This is a genomic window from Occultella gossypii (assembly GCF_019947135.1).
GTDB lineage: Bacteria > Actinomycetota > Actinomycetes > Actinomycetales > Beutenbergiaceae > Occultella > Occultella gossypii.
In genome coordinates this window covers 144,881-160,296 of record NZ_JAGSHT010000016.1, presented here as the reverse complement: position 1 = coordinate 160,296, position 15,416 = coordinate 144,881, and the positions used below count along the sequence as shown (strand labels likewise).

The 15,416-nt window shown below is 71.0% G+C and carries 10 protein-coding genes; 4 read left to right on the top strand and 6 right to left on the bottom strand.

The genetic code is table 11. The annotated features are described in order from the left end of the window. Positions 1–24 precede the first annotated feature (24 nt). The 3 genes from KCQ71_RS17220 to KCQ71_RS17210 are packed head-to-tail and all read left to right on the top strand — an operon-like array spanning position 25 to position 6,261. A complete protein-coding gene (locus KCQ71_RS17220) occupies positions 25–4,095 on the top strand; it encodes a glycoside hydrolase family 2 TIM barrel-domain containing protein (RefSeq protein ID WP_223408149.1) in 4,071 nt (1,356 codons plus the stop codon). After that, positions 4,088–5,203, top strand: a complete 1,116-nt coding sequence (locus tag KCQ71_RS17215; protein WP_223408147.1) for an enolase C-terminal domain-like protein — start codon at positions 4,088–4,090, stop codon at positions 5,201–5,203. The genes KCQ71_RS17220 and KCQ71_RS17215 overlap by 8 nt, the downstream gene beginning before the upstream one ends. After that, the gene (locus tag KCQ71_RS17210; RefSeq protein WP_308116655.1) at positions 5,200–6,261 is read left to right on the top strand and encodes a LacI family DNA-binding transcriptional regulator; all 1,062 of its coding nucleotides are present in this window, start codon (positions 5,200–5,202) and stop codon (positions 6,259–6,261) included. Before KCQ71_RS17215 ends, KCQ71_RS17210 begins: the two co-directional genes overlap by 4 nt. A gap of 97 nt (positions 6,262–6,358) precedes the next feature. On the opposite strand, the gene KCQ71_RS17205 is transcribed toward KCQ71_RS17210, so the two are convergent. From KCQ71_RS17205 to KCQ71_RS17180, 6 genes are all read right to left on the bottom strand, one after another. Beyond that, the gene (locus KCQ71_RS17205) at positions 6,359–7,039 is read right to left on the bottom strand and encodes a response regulator transcription factor (protein ID WP_223408143.1); all 681 of its coding nucleotides are present in this window, start codon (positions 7,037–7,039) and stop codon (positions 6,359–6,361) included. Further along, a complete protein-coding gene (locus KCQ71_RS27705; RefSeq protein WP_223408141.1) occupies positions 7,036–8,442 on the bottom strand; it encodes a sensor histidine kinase in 1,407 nt (468 codons plus the stop codon). The genes KCQ71_RS17205 and KCQ71_RS27705 overlap by 4 nt, the downstream gene beginning before the upstream one ends. Positions 8,443–8,502: 60 nt before the next feature. Beyond that, positions 8,503–9,306 carry a hypothetical protein gene (locus tag KCQ71_RS17195; RefSeq protein WP_223408139.1) on the bottom strand — a complete coding sequence of 268 codons (804 nt, stop codon included), beginning with the start codon at positions 9,304–9,306 and terminating at the stop codon, positions 8,503–8,505. Beyond that, complete coding sequence (locus KCQ71_RS17190) at positions 9,303–10,181, bottom strand: ABC-2 transporter permease (protein ID WP_223408137.1); 879 nt, start codon at positions 10,179–10,181, stop codon at positions 9,303–9,305. The genes KCQ71_RS17195 and KCQ71_RS17190 overlap by 4 nt, the downstream gene beginning before the upstream one ends. Next, positions 10,178–10,948: an ABC transporter ATP-binding protein gene (locus KCQ71_RS17185; protein WP_223408135.1), complete on the bottom strand. Its 771-nt coding sequence runs from the start codon at positions 10,946–10,948 to the stop codon at positions 10,178–10,180. Before KCQ71_RS17185 ends, KCQ71_RS17190 begins: the two co-directional genes overlap by 4 nt. 239 nt (positions 10,949–11,187) lie before the next feature. Continuing rightward, on the bottom strand, positions 11,188–12,024 hold the full coding sequence (locus KCQ71_RS17180; RefSeq protein ID WP_223408126.1) for an SDR family oxidoreductase: 837 nt from the start codon (positions 12,022–12,024) through the stop codon (positions 11,188–11,190). A 519-nt stretch (positions 12,025–12,543) separates the two neighbouring features. Here KCQ71_RS17180 and KCQ71_RS27700 point away from each other — a divergent pair. Further along, complete coding sequence (locus KCQ71_RS27700) at positions 12,544–15,408, top strand: LPXTG cell wall anchor domain-containing protein (protein WP_223408124.1); 2,865 nt, start codon at positions 12,544–12,546, stop codon at positions 15,406–15,408. Positions 15,409–15,416: the final 8 nt, after the last annotated feature.

The window sequence follows — 15,416 nt, the reverse complement described above, 5'->3', positions numbered from 1 at the left end:
CGGCCGCGCGATCCAAGGAGACCCATGTTCGGCAAGTCTGGACGTTCTCGCTTCCATGTCGGTGCCACGCTGATCACCGCGTGCGCGCTGTTGCTGCCGATGGCCCTGGCCAATGCCGCTCCCGGCGAGCAGGAGCCACCCGAGGCAAGCCCACCCTCTGGCCCCACGGTGACCGTGCGCGGCCAGGTCGTGGAGGCCGGCAGCGGTGAGCCGATCGAAGGGGCGTCCGTGCACGCCTCCCGCACGGAGGTCGTCGCCACCTCGGGCCCCGACGGCACGTTCGTGCTTCGCGACGTGCCCCGAGCGGCGGCGTTGGTGATCGCCGCCCGCGAGGGCTATGCCTTCGCGTCGGCCGCTGTCGGCAGCTCGGTTCGCCTCGAGCTCGAGCCTGACAGCGAACCCGCCCGAGGCGAGTACCCCCGTCCGGACGCCGACCGGCGGCCGTTCACCGACGACGCCTGGCTGTCCCTGAACGGGACGTGGTCGTTCGCGTTCGACCCTGAGGACGTCGGCGAGGCGGAGCGGTGGTACGACCCCGGCCATCGCCTGGACCGGGCGATCAGGGTGCCGTTCGGCTACCAGTCGCTGGCGGCGTGGGGCGAGGAGGAACTCGCGACCACCGAGGTGTTCCAGAGCGCCTTCGCCGACTACCGCGGCACGGTCTGGTACCAGCGGTCCTTCACCGTGCCGGCCGACTTCCCCCACGGCGCCCAGGTGCGGTTGCGCATCGGTGCCGCCGACTACGGCGCGGCGGTGTGGCTCGACGGCGCGCCGGTGCTGCCCTATTCGGGCGATGGGTACACCGAGATCAGCACGGACCTGGGGATGCTGGCGCCGGGGTCGACGCACACGCTGGCGATCCGGGTGGTGGCCCCCGCCACCGACGCGCAGACCCCGTATCCGCAGGGCAAGCAGACCGGAGAAGCCCCCGGCGGTGGCGGAGCGAGCGAGGGCTGGTTCAGCGACATCGGCGGCATCTGGCAGTCGGTATGGATCGAGCCCTATCGCGGGGCGCGCCTGACGCAGACGCACGTCACGCCCGAACTGACCTTCGAGGGAGACTCGCGGACGCCGTCGGAAGCCTTCGTGACGATCGACGTGACCGCCGAAGGCGTGCGCGGACGTCCGGCGGTGACCGTGGCGATCACGGATCCGGAGGGCCGCACCGTCCTCGGACGGGTACGGGTCCCACTGACCGACGGGCGCGGCAGTGTCCGGGTGCCGATCGAGGACCCCCACCTGTGGGACCCGGACGATCCCGCCCTGTACACCGCGGACTTCCGGCTGCTCAACGACGACGGCGTGCGAATCTTCTTCGGCATGCGCAGCATCGAACGGGACTGGGCCGCCGGGCACGAGGGGGAGTACCAGTACATCTACTTGAACAACCGCCCCATCTATGTCCGGGGCGTGCTCGATCAGGGGTACAACCCGTGGGGCATCTACACCTACACCGGGGTGACGGCCGGGCCCGATCTGCGGACCGGCACCGTGCAGGACCCGGGCCGCGGCTCGATGGTGCTGGACCTGCAGAATGCCCGCGACCTGGGCTTCAACCTGGTCCGCCACCACCTCAAGGTGAACGAGCCCGCCTACTACCACTGGGCCGACAAGCTCGGGCTGCTGATCTGGTACGACATGCCCAACGCGGGCTGGGGCTCGCAGGGCGACCCACAGGCCGAGCAGTTGTACGAGGAACTGCTGACCAACTCCCTGCAACGGGACCACAACCACCCGTCGATCGTGATCTGGACCGCGTTCAATGAGTCATGGGGGCTGACCGACCGTCCGTTCCAGGACCCGATCCCGCCCGGGGCCTTCGGCTACGTGCGCCGGATGGTGGACCTGATCCGAGAAGTCGACCCGTCACGGCTGGTGGTCGACAACTCCCCGTGCTGCCAGAACGGGCATCTCGAGGGGAGCACCGATCTCAACGACTTCCACTTCTACCTCGATACCTACGACGCCTGGAAGAACCTGCTGGACGGCTTCGTCGGTCAGCTCGAACCGGGCTCGAGCCGGAACTTCAACGACGGTGTCCAGGAGGGACAACCGTGGCTGAACTCCGAGTTCGCCGTGAAGGGCGGTCAGTTCCAGCACAGCGTCAGCCTGTTCCGGAGCTACCCCGAGATGACCGGCTACGTGGGTGTGCAGATCGCGGAGACGGAACAGGAGGTGCAGAGCCCGTTCCGCTACGACCGGCAGCCCAACTCGGCTGAGTTCCTCGACCACGAGGGCCGGGCCCGGACGATCGAGATGTTCCAGGCCGATGACGCGGTCGTGCTGATGACGCGCACCTCGCACACCCTTGAGCGCGGGGAGACGATCGACGTCCCGGTCCGGATCAGTCACTTCAGCGACCTGGACCTGTCCGGGGCGCAGCTGCGGTGGCGGATCGGCGGCTATGACGACGACGGCCGGTGGGTCGGTGACGCCGGCGGCGGGTCCCGGGCGATCGCCCCCGAGCGGTACACGGTGACAGACACCGGCACGGTCGCGGTGACGACGCCGGAGGACCTTCGGGTCGGGTATGTCTGGTTCTGGATCGAGGTCGACGGCGAGACCGTCGCCGAGCAGTACCTCACCTTCGACACCCCGTCGGGCGACGGCGAGGCAGGCTTCTCCCCGACCGACGTCGCCGGCCAGGAGTGGACCGGCGGGGCCGCCGCCCACGGTGACTCGGACTGGGTGGCCGGCTACGGCAGTGGCTACTTCGAGTACGAGGTGCCCGTGCCGGCGGAGATCCGCACCGGGGCGGAGGACGAGGCGACGCTGGTGCTGGAGGTGGCCTCGGCGCAGACCCCCGGCGTCTACGACCGGAACCACGTGACCAGCGCGCGCCGGTATCCGACGAATCTCACGGTCTCGGTCGGCGGGCAGGAGCTGCCATCGGTCCTGCTGCCCGACGACCCGAACGGGCCGCTCGCGGTGGCCGGCCGCTCGCGGGGCACCCCCACCGGTGACTTCGGCAACCGCTACGGCTACCGGATCGCGGTGCCGGTCACCGCGTCCCAGGTCGGCGACGGCGACACGGTCACGGTTCGGCTCGCCAGCGATGGTGGCGGCCTGGCGGTCTTCGGTGCACGGTCAGGCCGTCATGGCCACCCGCCGGTGCTGGTGGGCGGGACTATCACGGTCCCTGAGGAGCGGCCCGGCTACGACGCGGTCGACACCCGGCTGTCCGTCCATCAGGCCGCTGCCGAGATCTCACCCGCGACCGGGGCCGGGACGGTGATCGTCTCGGTCGTCAACGACACCGCCGAGCGGGTCGAGGACATCGAGGTCGGTCTCGCGACGCCGGAGGGCTGGACGACCGGCAGCCAGAGCCCGTCGCCGATCGCGTCGCTGGAGCCGGGCGAGGCGCGGCACGTCGCGTTCGCCGTCGAGGCGGCCGCCGAGACGGCTCCCGGCCAGACGGTGGAGTTCACCGCCACCGCCGGCTGGGACGGTCGCGCCATCCAGGCGACGAGTGTCTCGACGGTCGCCTTCGACCCTGCCGCCTACGGCACGGTCGGGGTTGCCGACGACTTCACGACCGACAGCAGCGACGAGTACACAGTCCTACAGCCGCCGGCGAGCACTCTCGTCCCGGAGGTGACGTTCGGAGCAGGCGCCCTCCAGGCACAGGCGGACGCGCCCTACTTCGGGATGGTCGCCCACCGCTCCGGTCCGGTGGGATCGCAGGTGGCGGTCGTGGTCGAGCACGGCTCCTTCGCAAGCAACGGCATCACGCCGGACGCCCAGTTCAACGGGCTCCTGAGGGACGAGAACAACTACGTGATGGCCTGGACCGGCATCGGGGGGAACTTCGGTGTCGACATCATGGTCGACGGGGTGCTCACGAACGCGTGCTGCACCCCCTACCGACTGCAACCCGGAGACCGGTGGGCCTTCGTGCTGGACGGGAACTCGATCGCGATCTGGATCAACGCGGGGCTCGGCTGGTCACGGCTGCGGACCGCGACCACCCAGGGGCGGATCGATTTCACCGAGCCGGGTGCCCTGGAGGGCTGGCACTACGCCGTCGGCATGCGCAGCGGCGGCGTCCAGACGATCACCTCGCTGGAAGGGCGAAGCCGGGAGAGCCATGGGTAGCCATGATCCCGCGCAGCTCGTGGGTGAGCGGCTGGTCGCGGTCGAACCGACCTCGCTCCGGGTCCGCTACCCGCGCACCGTGGGTCGCAACGCCCGGCTCGGCAGCCATGGGTCCGGCTTCCCCACCACGGCCGTGACGCTGCGCACGAGCTCCGGACACAGCGGATGGGGGCTGGTGGAGGGCAGGATCCACGACCTTCAGCAATGGGTGGGCCGTTCGGTGACGGAGTTGTTCCACCCGGACGTCGGCGTGCTCGAGAAGACGGCCGCACCGCTCGACTTCGCGCTGCACGACCTGGTGGCCCGGATCTTCGAGGTGCCCGTGCACGAGTTGCTGGGTGGTCAGGGCACGAGGAGCGTTCCCTGCTACTCCGGTGCCATCTACTTCGACGATCTCGACCCCGAGGATGCGCCGCGGGGGATCTCCGCGGTGTTGGAGAACTGCGCGTCCGACTGGGCCGCGGGCTTTCGCGCCTTCAAGCTCAAGATCGGTCGCGGTTTCCGGTGGATGGATCACGATGCCGGGTTCGCCCGCGACATCGAGGTGACCCGGGCCGTCCGCGAGGCCTACCCGGCCGCACGGATCCTCGTCGACGCCAACAACGGATACACCCCCGCCGAGACGGTCGACTATCTGCGGGCGGTCCAGGACTGCGCCCTCTACTGGATCGAGGAGCCCTTCCACGAGGAATCGTCCGGCCTCGGCATGGTGCGCGACCACCTGCGCGAATCCGGTTCGGACGTGCTGATCGCGGATGGCGAGTTCGAGCCGGACGAGCAGCACGTCCTCGAACTCGCCCGCCGCGGGTTGGTCGACGTGTTGCTCATGGACGTGTGTTCCTTCGGCCCGACGGCGTGGCGGCGCCTCATGCCGACGCTCGCCGAGATCGGGGTGCTGGCCTCGCCCCACGCGTGGGGCCAGCCGCTGAAGACCGCCTACGCCGCACAGTTGGCTGCCGGCTTGGGCAACATCGCGACCGTCGAAGGTGTGCCGGGCAGCACCGACGGGGTGACGGGTGAGGCGTTCGTGCTGCGCGACGGAGCCGTCGCCGTCCCCGACGCCTCAGGATTCGGCCTCAGGCTGACCGCGTCGCGTGGGGTAGCGTGATCGCCGTGGCACGCGATCGGAGGTCACCGCAGCCTCGTCTCGCCGACGTCGCCAGCATCGCCGGCGTGTCGATGAAGACCGTGTCCAATGTGATCAACGGCTACGCCCACGTCGCCGAAGGCACCAAGGAACGGGTCCTTGCCGCCGTCGAGACGGTCGGGTACCGACCGAACCTGTCGGCGCGCAACCTGGCGCGCGGCCGCTCGGGGGTGATCGCTCTCGTGGTGCCACGCCTGGAGATGCCGTACTTCGCCGGTCTGGCCGGTCAGCTCATCGAGCAGGCCGAGGCCAGGGGATGGTTCGTCCTCATCCACGAGACCGGTTGGGATCGCATGGCCGAGCGCGCTGCCATCGAGGGCCAGTTCCCGCAGCGCATCGACGGGCTGATCGTCAGTGCTCAACAGCTGGAGCGTGCGGACCTCGACCAGCGCACCGCCACCACGCCGCTGGTGCTGCTCGGCGAGCGTTCCTTCGGTGACGCGGTACACCACGTGGCCATCGACAACACCGCGGCTGCCCGCACCGCCGTCGAGCACCTCATCGAGCGCGGCTGTCGCCGGATCGCGATGGTCGGTGCCTCCGACGCCGCCGCGGACGACCCGCGGCGGCGCGGCTACCTCGAGGCCCTCGAGGCGGCCGGCCTGGAGCTCCAGCCGGACCTGATGCTGCCGATCCGGGCGAACTCCGGTGAGGAGGGCGAACGCGTCGTCCGTGAACTGTTGGAGTCCGATGTTGCGCTGCCGGACGGGGTCTTCGCGGTCACCGACTGGGTGGCGCTCGGTGCGATGCGTGCGCTGCACCTGCACGGGTTACGGGTACCCGACGACGCCGCAGTCGTCGGGTTCGACGACATCCCGTACGCACGGGCGGTGACGCCGTCGCTGACCACGATCGCCCCGGACCGGGCCGCGCTCGCCGAGGTGGCGCTACGGATGCTCGAGACGCAGTTGAACCCTGCCGGTGGACTCGCGGAACCAGTGCACCAGACCGTGCCGTTCGAACTGGTCGTGCGCGAGAGCACCACGAGTTTCGGTCCGCCGCAATCCCGGGCGCACTGAGCCGTACCCGACGCCGGGGCGAGCGAACCACCCAGAGGCGCCATCCGCCGTCGGGCCGGGCCTTGAGGACCTTGCTCGTCCGGTCACCGGCAACGCATCAGGCCCGGTCCCTACCGACGAGCCCGAACTCGTAGGCAGCGATCACGGCCTGCACCCGGTCGCGCACGCCGAGCTTGGCCAGGATCCGTCCGACGTGCGTCTTCACCGTGGTGGTCGACAGCTCGAACCGCTCGGCGATCTCGGCGTTGGACAGTCCTTCCGCCACGCAGCCCAGCACGTCGAGCTCGCGTGGGGTGAGTTCGCGCAGGCGCGGATCGAGCTCGCCGTCGGCAGGCTTCGCGGCAGCGCCGGCCGGCAGGTGCGCGGCGAACAGGTCGAGCATGCGACGCAGCACCCGCGGGGCGATGACCGAGCTCCCCGCCGCCACGGTGCGGATCCCCTCGACGAGTTCGTCCGGCCGGGCGTTCTTCAGCAGGAAGCCGCTGGCGCCCGAGCGCAGCGCCGCGAACGCCAACTCGTCGACGTCGAACGTGGTCAGCACGAGCACCCGCGTCGACGGGTGCTCCGCGGTGAGCCGCCGGGTGGCCTCGATGCCGTCCATGCCGGGCATGCGGATGTCCATGAGCGCGACGTCGGGTGCGAGGGCCGCGACCTGCTCAAGGGCAGCCAGGCCGTCCGATGCCTCACCGACGACCTCGAGGTCGGGCTCGGTCTCGATCACGAGGCGGAAGCCCATCCGCAGCAGGGCCTGGTCGTCGACGAGCAGCACGGTCGTCATCGGGTGATCGCCTGATCGGCCCGGTCCAACGGCAGGAGGACGTGCACACGCCATCCGCCGTCCGGCAGCGGGCCGACGTCGGCCCGGCCGCCGAGGAGCGCGGCGCGTTCTCGGATGCCGACGATGCCACGGCCGGTCCCACCGCCGGTCCCCGGCCGGGTGCCGCCGGAGTCGAGCACCTCCACCTCGACCGCCGAGCCGCTGGGCCGCACGGAGACCCGTACCGACGAAGCCCCCGGAGCGTGCCGGAGCACGTTCGTCAGGCTCTCGGTGACGATGCGCACCACCGCCAGCCGCACCGACGTGTCCTCGGGCAGCGGGCTGTCGAGACCGGTCGCGGTCACCGGCAGGCCGGCCACGCGGAAGCGTTCGACGGCGGTGGCCAGGTCGGTCTCGACGGGTGCTGGTCGGTCGTCGCTGACGTCGGCGTCGTCGGGGTCGAGTGCGCCGAGGACACGCTGCATGTCCGACAGTGCCGTGCGGCCGGTGTTCGAGAGCTCACGCAGGGCCTCCCGCGAGCTGGCCGGCGCACGGTCGAGGGCCGCGCCCGCGCCGTCGGACAACGCGACCATGACCGAGACGCTGTGCGCGACGACGTCGTGCATCTCCCGTGCGATGCGGGCGCGTTCGGAGGCTCGGGCGAGCGCGGCGCTGTTGTCCCGGTCCCGGGCCATCGCCTCATACCGCTCGACCAGACCCTGGGCGTGCGCGCGACGTGCTCGGGCTGCCGAGCCGGTCGCGACTCCGAGCAGCAGGAGTGCGAGCAGGAGTGACATGGACGCCGACCGCCGGCCCGGGGAGAACGGCGGTTCGGTGAGCTGGCGACCCGGGTCGCCGTCCGGTATCACGATCGGGTCGCTCCAGAGGAGGATCTCGGCCAGGCCGATGTCCTGCCACCACCAGATGGCCGCCAGGACCACGACGAACACGGCCGCGCAGGTGAGCCAGGTGGTTCGAGCCGAGTGTCTCAGGGCGACGTTGTGGAGCGCGGACGCGAGGCACACGCCCAGGACTCCCAGGACACCAACCGTGACCAGAGAGACGACGGCCAGGAGCGTGAGCGCCACCGTGATCGCCAGCGGCCACGCTCGCCGGGCGGTCAGGAGGGTGGCGCCAAGAAGGGCGCCGGCGAGCGTGCCCGCCGGGGACAGCCAGGCCGTGGGCGCGTCCGGTAGGTACATGCCCAGGCCGGTCGCCCCGTCGATGGTCAGCGCAACGAGGAGCGCCGTCGCGGCCCCGAGCAGGAGCACCGAGGCGACGAGGAAGACGTCGGCGATCCGGGGGTGCGCGGTGAACAGACGTCCGACCGGCCCGCGTCGCTGAACCTGCGTCTCGGTCAGCGGCGGGGCTGAGCCCGCTGCCCGCGCACGCTCGGGGCGTGGGTCGACCCGCGATGTCCTCACGTGGTCACTCTCCCATCGTTTCGCCGGTGCCTCCGGTCCGGCCGGCCCACCCGTCGACGCTCAGGCAAGGTCGTGGCGGCGCAGCCGGTAGCCCGCGGCGATGAGCAGACCGACGGCCCACAGGCCGAGCACGACCCCGCCGCCCCATGGGCCGAGCTGCGGCCCCAGGGTGGTCGCGTCCAGAGCGGTGAGCGTGGCGTCGTCCATGGTCAGCCGTGCGCCGCTACCCGGCAGCAGGGCGCGGACGGTGTCGGTCACCCGTCCGGGGTTCACCGCGAGCAGGTGGTCGAACACGACGAGCACCAGCACCCCCGTGACGAGCGCCGCGGTCGGACGGCGCAGCAGTGCCCCGATGCCGAGCCCGACCACGGCAACACCGACCAGGAAGCACACGTAGTCCACCAGGACGCGAACGGTCGCACCGTCGGTGAGGTCGACCGTGAGTCCACCGGCGCCCCGCTGACCGACCGTCACGAGGAACGAGGCGAGGAGCGCGCCGACCGCGGTCGCCAACGCGACCACCGCCGTGATGAGCGCCTGCGCCAGGAGCACCGGCAGGCGCCGGGGGACGGCGGTGAAGGTGACCCGGAACGTGCCGACGCTGTACTCACCTGTTCCCACCATCACGCCCAGGACCAGGGTCCCGAGTTGGGCGAGCAGGTAGCCGGAGACGATGAGCGAGGACCCGGACTGGCCGGAGTCCGGCCGGACGAACATGCCCAGCGCGAAGGCGAGCGACGCCGCCGCCAGGATCGTGCCGACCACGGTCCACAGGGTCGAACGCACACTGAGGAGCTTGGTCCACTCCGCGGCCAGGACCCGGGAGAAGGTGACCCCGGGCCGCGTCGGCGCCGCCACCGTCATGTCACATCCCGGGCGCGCAGCCTGACCGCGGCCCCGGCGAGTGGGACCAGGATCCAGGCGCCGAGGACGGCACCCCCGCCCCACGGACCCAGGTCCGGAGCGCCTTCGATGCCGCTGATGTCCGGCGTGGTCATCAGCGATCCCGCGCCGCTGGGTAGCAGCGTGACGATGGTGTTGACGACGGCTTCGGCGGGCGGCGGGCCCGACTCTGCCGGAGCCATCGGGTCGGTCGAGAGGTCGGAGGCGAGCATCAGCACGATCGGCAGCACCAGAGTCACGGTGACGGCGGTGACGACGGCACGGGCCGAGTGGCGCAGGAGCGCCCCGACGGCCAGACCGAACAGCGCCATGCCGGCGAGGTAGAGCGTCATCCCGGCGAGGACCAGCGGGGTCCCATCGCCGGTCAGGTCCAGGTTGATCTCCCGCGAGCCGGCGGCAGGCACGATCCCGAGCACGGCAGCGCCGACGGCGAGGAGGGCGACGACGAGCGCGAACGCTGCTGTGACGACGACCTGGGCGGCGAGGACCGGCAACCGCCGCGGGACGGCCGTGAAGGTGGAGCGGAAGGTGCCGGTGCTGAACTCTCCCGTCCCGACGAGGACCCCAAGGATCATGAGCCCGAGCGGGGAGAGCACCAGGCCGGAGGTGAGGGAGCTGAGCGGGTCGAATCCCGGGTCCACCGACGACGCGTTCGCCGACACGTAGGTGAGGGCCCAGGAGACCGCGACCGTGGCGGCCGCGAGCAGGAACGAGGACCGCAGGCTGGTGAGCTTGGTCCACTCCGAGGCGACGACGCGCGCGAAGGTTGCCCCGCGGCCGGCGGTGCGGCCGCGAGCCGGCACCTGCGTGGCAGAGGACGCGGCGGGCGCGCTCATCGGGTGCTCCCGGCGGTCGGGGTTGTCGCGGAGTCGTCGGCACTGCGGCCCCGATACTGCACGGAGTCGGCGGTGAGCTGCAGGTAGGCGTCCTCGAGGGAGGCCGCACCAGTGGAACGGTCGATGATCTCCTGGACCGGGGCGTCGGCGAGCAGCCGGCCCTTACCGATGATGACGACCCGGTCCGCGCACAGGGCGAGCTCGTGCATGAGGTGGGAGGAGAGCAGGACGGTTCGCCCCTCGTCCGCGAGCTCACGCACGAGCCGGCGGACCCAGAGGACGCCGTCGGGGTCGAGCCCGTTCACAGGCTCATCGAGGATCAGCGTCCCCGGGTCACCGAGGAGCGCACCGGCGATCCCGAGCCGCTGGCCCATGCCGAGCGAGAAGGTCCCGGCCCGCCGGCCCGCCACGGACTCCAGGCCGGTCATGCCGATCACCTCGTCGACGCGCTTGCGGGAGATGCCGTGGGTCCGGGCCTGCGCCAGCAGGTGGCGAAAGGCCGTCCGACCCGGATGCACCGAGCGGGCATCGAGCATGACACCGACCGCGTGCAGCGGTGCGGCCAGGTCGGCATAGCGCCGGCCGTCGACCGTCGCGGTGCCCGAGGTGGGGCGCTCGAGCCCCACGACGACCCGCATGGTCGTCGACTTCCCGGCCCCGTTCGGGCCGAGGAAGCCGGTCACGGCCCCCGAATGCGCTGTGAAACTCAGCTCGTCCACGGCCCTGACGGTCCCGTAGCGCTTCGTCAGCGACTCCACCTCGATCATGTGCTCTCCTGTCGTTGACGGATCGGACCCGCTTGGCCCCTCCGTCAACGACGCTACGGACACCGCTGCACATGCCTCGACCTCCCCGCAGCCGATATCGGCGACGGCGACGCGTCGTCCCTCAGGATGACGGCGTCCACCGGCGGTAGGGAGCCGCGTCCGCTGCAGGACCCGGCTGCACCAACGGCGGTGGGCGACCTGAACTACCCAGGCCGCCCACCGCCGTCGTCCGGTCTTCGTTAGTAGACGTAGTCCTCACCGGTGGCGCGGACGGTGATGTCGCTGATGTTCACGCCCCACGGCTGGTTGATCACGTAGACCACGTTCTGCGCGAGCTCCTCGGGGGTGACCGTCCAGTACTTCACGCTGTTCGGGTCGCTCTGCTCCGGGGCCAGCTCACCGTTGGCGTACTTGGTCATGTTCTCGCCGAACCTGGCGTGGTTGTGCGCGGCCAGGCCGACTCCCGCCTGCTCGTTGACGATGGCGCTGGCCAGGTTCGTTCCCTGGATCCCGGTGGGCTTGAGGGTGGTGACCTTGATCTTGCCCTGGGCCTCGGCGCGCAGGGAGTCGGAGATGATCTTCACCGCCGCCTTCGTGGCGCTGTAGACGCCCGAGCCCGCGACGCCGTAGTTGCCGTAGATCGAGGAGATGTTCACGACCTGGCCCTCGCCCTGCGTGATCATCTGGTCGTAGACGGCGGTGATGCCGTTGACGACGCCCTTGATGTTGATGTCGATCGCCTTGTCCCAGCCCTGCCACGCGGCCTTGTGGTCGGCGAAGAAGGCCAGCGGCATGATGCCGGCGTTGTTCAGGAGCACGTCGACGCGCCCGAACTTCTCGACGGCGAACGCGGCCACCGCGTCCATCTGCTCCTTGCTCGTCACGTCCGCGACCTGGTACTCGGCGCTCTGGCCCTTGGCCCGGATGCCGTCGACGACGGACTTGAGGTTCGCCTCGTTGATGTCGGCACCGATCACCTTCGCGCCGAGGTCGGCGGTCATCTGCGCGACGAGCTTGCCGAAGCCGTTGCCCGCGCCGGTGATGATGATGACCTTGCCATCCACATGGTTCGTCATGACGTGAATCCTCCTTGGGTAGAAAATGCGTTTGCATCTACTATGTCCAAGGTAGTTGAGCGCTCAACTATTCCCCGTCGTTGGCGGTCGGCTCGGTCCGGACCTGGGCACTCGGTGCCGTTCGGGGTCCGTTCACCCCCGCATCGCCGAACCGCTCCCGCCCGTTCATGCGTGCTCGAAAGGCTCGTCGACGGACCGGACCTGGGGGTCCGCTCGAGCCCCGAAAACTGGAGAACAGATGAATAGGCAGAGAACCCGGCGCCTTCCGCGCGCAGGTCGGTTGGCGGCCGCCACGGTTGCGTTGACGGTCGCCGCGGCCATGGGTGCGATGGCGCCCGCCGCGGCCGCGGCACCGGTGCTGACACCCCAGGACGGCGCCGGGGTCAGCGGCTCCCAGGCGGTCGGGGCGGGGGGGGCGCCGCGCGCCCGCCCGCGCCGGGGGAGGGTGTCACCGGGCTCAGCTTCGACGGCGCCGCGCTCGAGACGGTCGGCCTGCTGCCCCCGGGCACATCGGCTCTCGTGTTCAGCATCGACGGCAACAAGCTCGACGGGCGGGGGATGAGCATCGACCCGTTCTACCTGGTCAACGGCACCCGGCTGCCTATCACCGCGGACGTCCCGGTCGGTGCGACCGGCCGCCTCGAGATCCCCAACGACCTGCTCGTGCTCGGCGAGAACGTGGTCGAGGTGGTCCCGGGCCAGAACCTCGTCGAGTGCGGCTACAACGTGGACGACTACATCGTGCTCGACCCCACGCTCGAGGTTGCCGGTGGCAGCGCGGACGGATCCACGAACCTCGCCCGGTACCCGGTCGGCGACGGCACCTGCGGCTCGAACCCGAACAAGCACCCCACGCTGCTCCTCAACTTTGTCATCGCCAGCGACTCCGACCCGGCCGGCGTCCGCGCGACCGTGGACACGACGCTGGTCCCCGACGGCGCCCACACGGTCGCCGCGACCTCGGCGGATGGGACCACCGAGCACACCGTCACCGTGGACAACACCGCGCCCGACCTGGTGCTCAGCACCCCGTCGGCCGGGTCGGAGGTGAGCGCCCCCGTCACGGTGGACGCCGTGCTCCGCGACGCCACCGGCGTCGTCGACTCCGCGACCGCGCTCACCGTCGACGGCGCCCCGATCGCCCGCGGTGCCGTGCTGGACCCGGCGAGCCTCGCCCCAGGCGACCACGTGCTCGGCGTGAGCGCCCTCGACACCCTGGGCAACGCCGTCGTCCACGAGGTCTCCTTCACCACCGCCCTGGTCACCGCCACGCTCGGCGAACAACTGCCGGCCGACGGCGCAACGGAGGTCGGCGAGAGCGTCGCCCTCTCGGTGACCGTCGGAGGCGACGGCGGCCCGGTGGAGGTCACGTTCGCCGAGGCGGCCGAGTTCGGACCGGACGAGGTCGTGACCGGCGAGACCCTCGCCGTCGACCTCGCCTCGTTCACCCAGGCCGGCGACGGTCCGGCCACCGCCATCGCCCCGGACGTGCAGACCGGCGCCGAGCCGAGCGCGACCGTGCCCTACCAGCGGTTCAGCGTGCCCGTCGAGGGTGACGCCACGGACCTGCGGATCCGCTGGTCCGGCGAGATCGACCCGGGCCGGATCGTGACCCTGTTGGTGTGGAACACCGCCACCGGGACGTGGGACCAGGTCGGCGCCTCGCGCGGCGTGGCGGACGCCCTGACCCACCTGTCGGGCCCAATCGCGGCCGACCACCTCCTCGACGATGAGGTGCATGCCCTCGTGTACGGCACGGACCCGTTCGACGAGCCGACCGACGACGCTCCCGACGGTGCGTTCATGGACCCCGAGGACTACGACTTCTCGCTGGCCTGGACCACGGATACCCAGTTCCTCGCGCAGGGGGCCACCACCGCCACCGACCCGGCGGTGCAGCAGCTCTGGGAGGCCGGCTACCGCGACCAGATCGACTGGATCATCGAGAACGCCGACGAGCGCAAGATCGCCTACGTGGCCCACACCGGTGACGTGAACCAGAACTGGCACGGCAACCCGAACTACGAACAGGCGGTGCGGGAGTACGAGTTCACCAGCGCGATGCAGGCGATCCTCGACGATTCCGGCATCCCCAACGGGGTGCTCGCCGGCAACCACGACAACCTCGTCGGCGCGGAGACCGGCCCGGATTCGCTGTTCAACACCTACTTCGGGCCGGAGCGGTACGAGGCCACCTCCGCAGCCTGGGAGAACGCCTCCTACGGTGGCCCCTGGCGTCCGGACGACAACCTCAACCACTACGACCTGTTCACCGCCGGCGGCGTGGACTTCGTGGTGGTCCAGCTCTCCTACGGGGTGGACGCCGAGGAGATCGCCTGGGCGAACGAGGTGCTGGCCAGTTACGCCGACCGCAACGCCATCGTGCTCACCCACGCCTACCTCGGCACCGGGGCGAACGCGGACGGTACCGCCGCCGGCTACTCGGTCGACGGTCAGGCGGTGTTCAGCGGGATCATCGAGCCGAACTCGAACGTGGTGCTGGCCTTCGGCGGCCACGTGCATGGCATCGGCACGAACGTGCTGGCTCGCGTTGGCGAGCAGTCCGGCGGCGTGGTCGAGATGCTCGCCGACTACCAGGCCTATCAGGTGCCTGCCGAGCTGCTCGGCGTGCCCGGGCAGGGCGACCAGAACGGCGGCGAGACGTTCCGTGGCATCGGCGGGTTCCTGCGCCTGCTCCAGTTCGATGTGGCCGAGGGTCTGATGACGGTGGACACCTACTCGCCGTTCCTCGATAACCACGGCGCGTCGGAGTTCCACCCGGACGGGCGGTTCAACGAGGCCGCCGACGAGTTCACCGTGCCGGTCGACCTGGCCACCCGCCTCACGCGCGTGAACACGGAATCCATCGCCGTGCTGGCCACCGGTGGCGAGCCGATCGGTGCCGCGACGGTGGCGCCCGGCGAGACGGCCACGGTCGCCTGGTCCGGGCTCACGCCGGACACGACGTACTCCTGGTATGCCATCGCCCGCCCCACCTCCGGGCCGGAGGTGACCACGTTCGCGGTCACCGCGGCGCCGGGTGACGCCGCGACGGTCTCGCCGTTGCAGACCTTCACGACGGCGGCGCTCGTGGTGCCGCCGGGGGACGGTGGCGACGATGGGGGCGACGGCGGAGGTTCCGACGGCGGGGACGGTTCCGCGGGCGGTGGCTCGGGCGGGGGCGACGGCGGAGGTTCCGTTGATCCGGGCGGCTCCGGTTCGAGCTCGGGTCCGGGCACGACGGACGCCGGCCCGACCGGCGTCGGCACCCGCGGGGGTGCGCTCGCCAGCACCGGGGCGGACGTGGCCATCGTGGGGCTGGTCGCGGCCGGCCTGCTCGTGGCCGGTCTGGCCCTGGTGGTGGTGCGTCGACGGCGTGCCTGAGGCTTGAC

Coding starts and splice junctions, on each gene's coding strand:
- KCQ71_RS17195 (WP_223408139.1), bottom strand. CDS start 9,306: ATGACGGTGGCGGCGCCGACGCGGCCCGGGGTCACCTTCTCCCGGGTC.
- KCQ71_RS17185 (WP_223408135.1), bottom strand. CDS start 10,948: ATGATCGAGGTGGAGTCGCTGACGAAGCGCTACGGGACCGTCAGGGCC.
- KCQ71_RS17190 (WP_223408137.1), bottom strand. CDS start 10,181: ATGAGCGCGCCCGCCGCGTCCTCTGCCACGCAGGTGCCGGCTCGCGGC.
- KCQ71_RS17180 (WP_223408126.1), bottom strand. CDS start 12,024: ATGACGAACCATGTGGATGGCAAGGTCATCATCATCACCGGCGCGGGC.
- KCQ71_RS17215 (WP_223408147.1), top strand. CDS start 4,088: ATGGGTAGCCATGATCCCGCGCAGCTCGTGGGTGAGCGGCTGGTCGCG.
- KCQ71_RS17220 (WP_223408149.1), top strand. CDS start 25: ATGTTCGGCAAGTCTGGACGTTCTCGCTTCCATGTCGGTGCCACGCTG.
- KCQ71_RS17205 (WP_223408143.1), bottom strand. CDS start 7,039: ATGACGACCGTGCTGCTCGTCGACGACCAGGCCCTGCTGCGGATGGGC.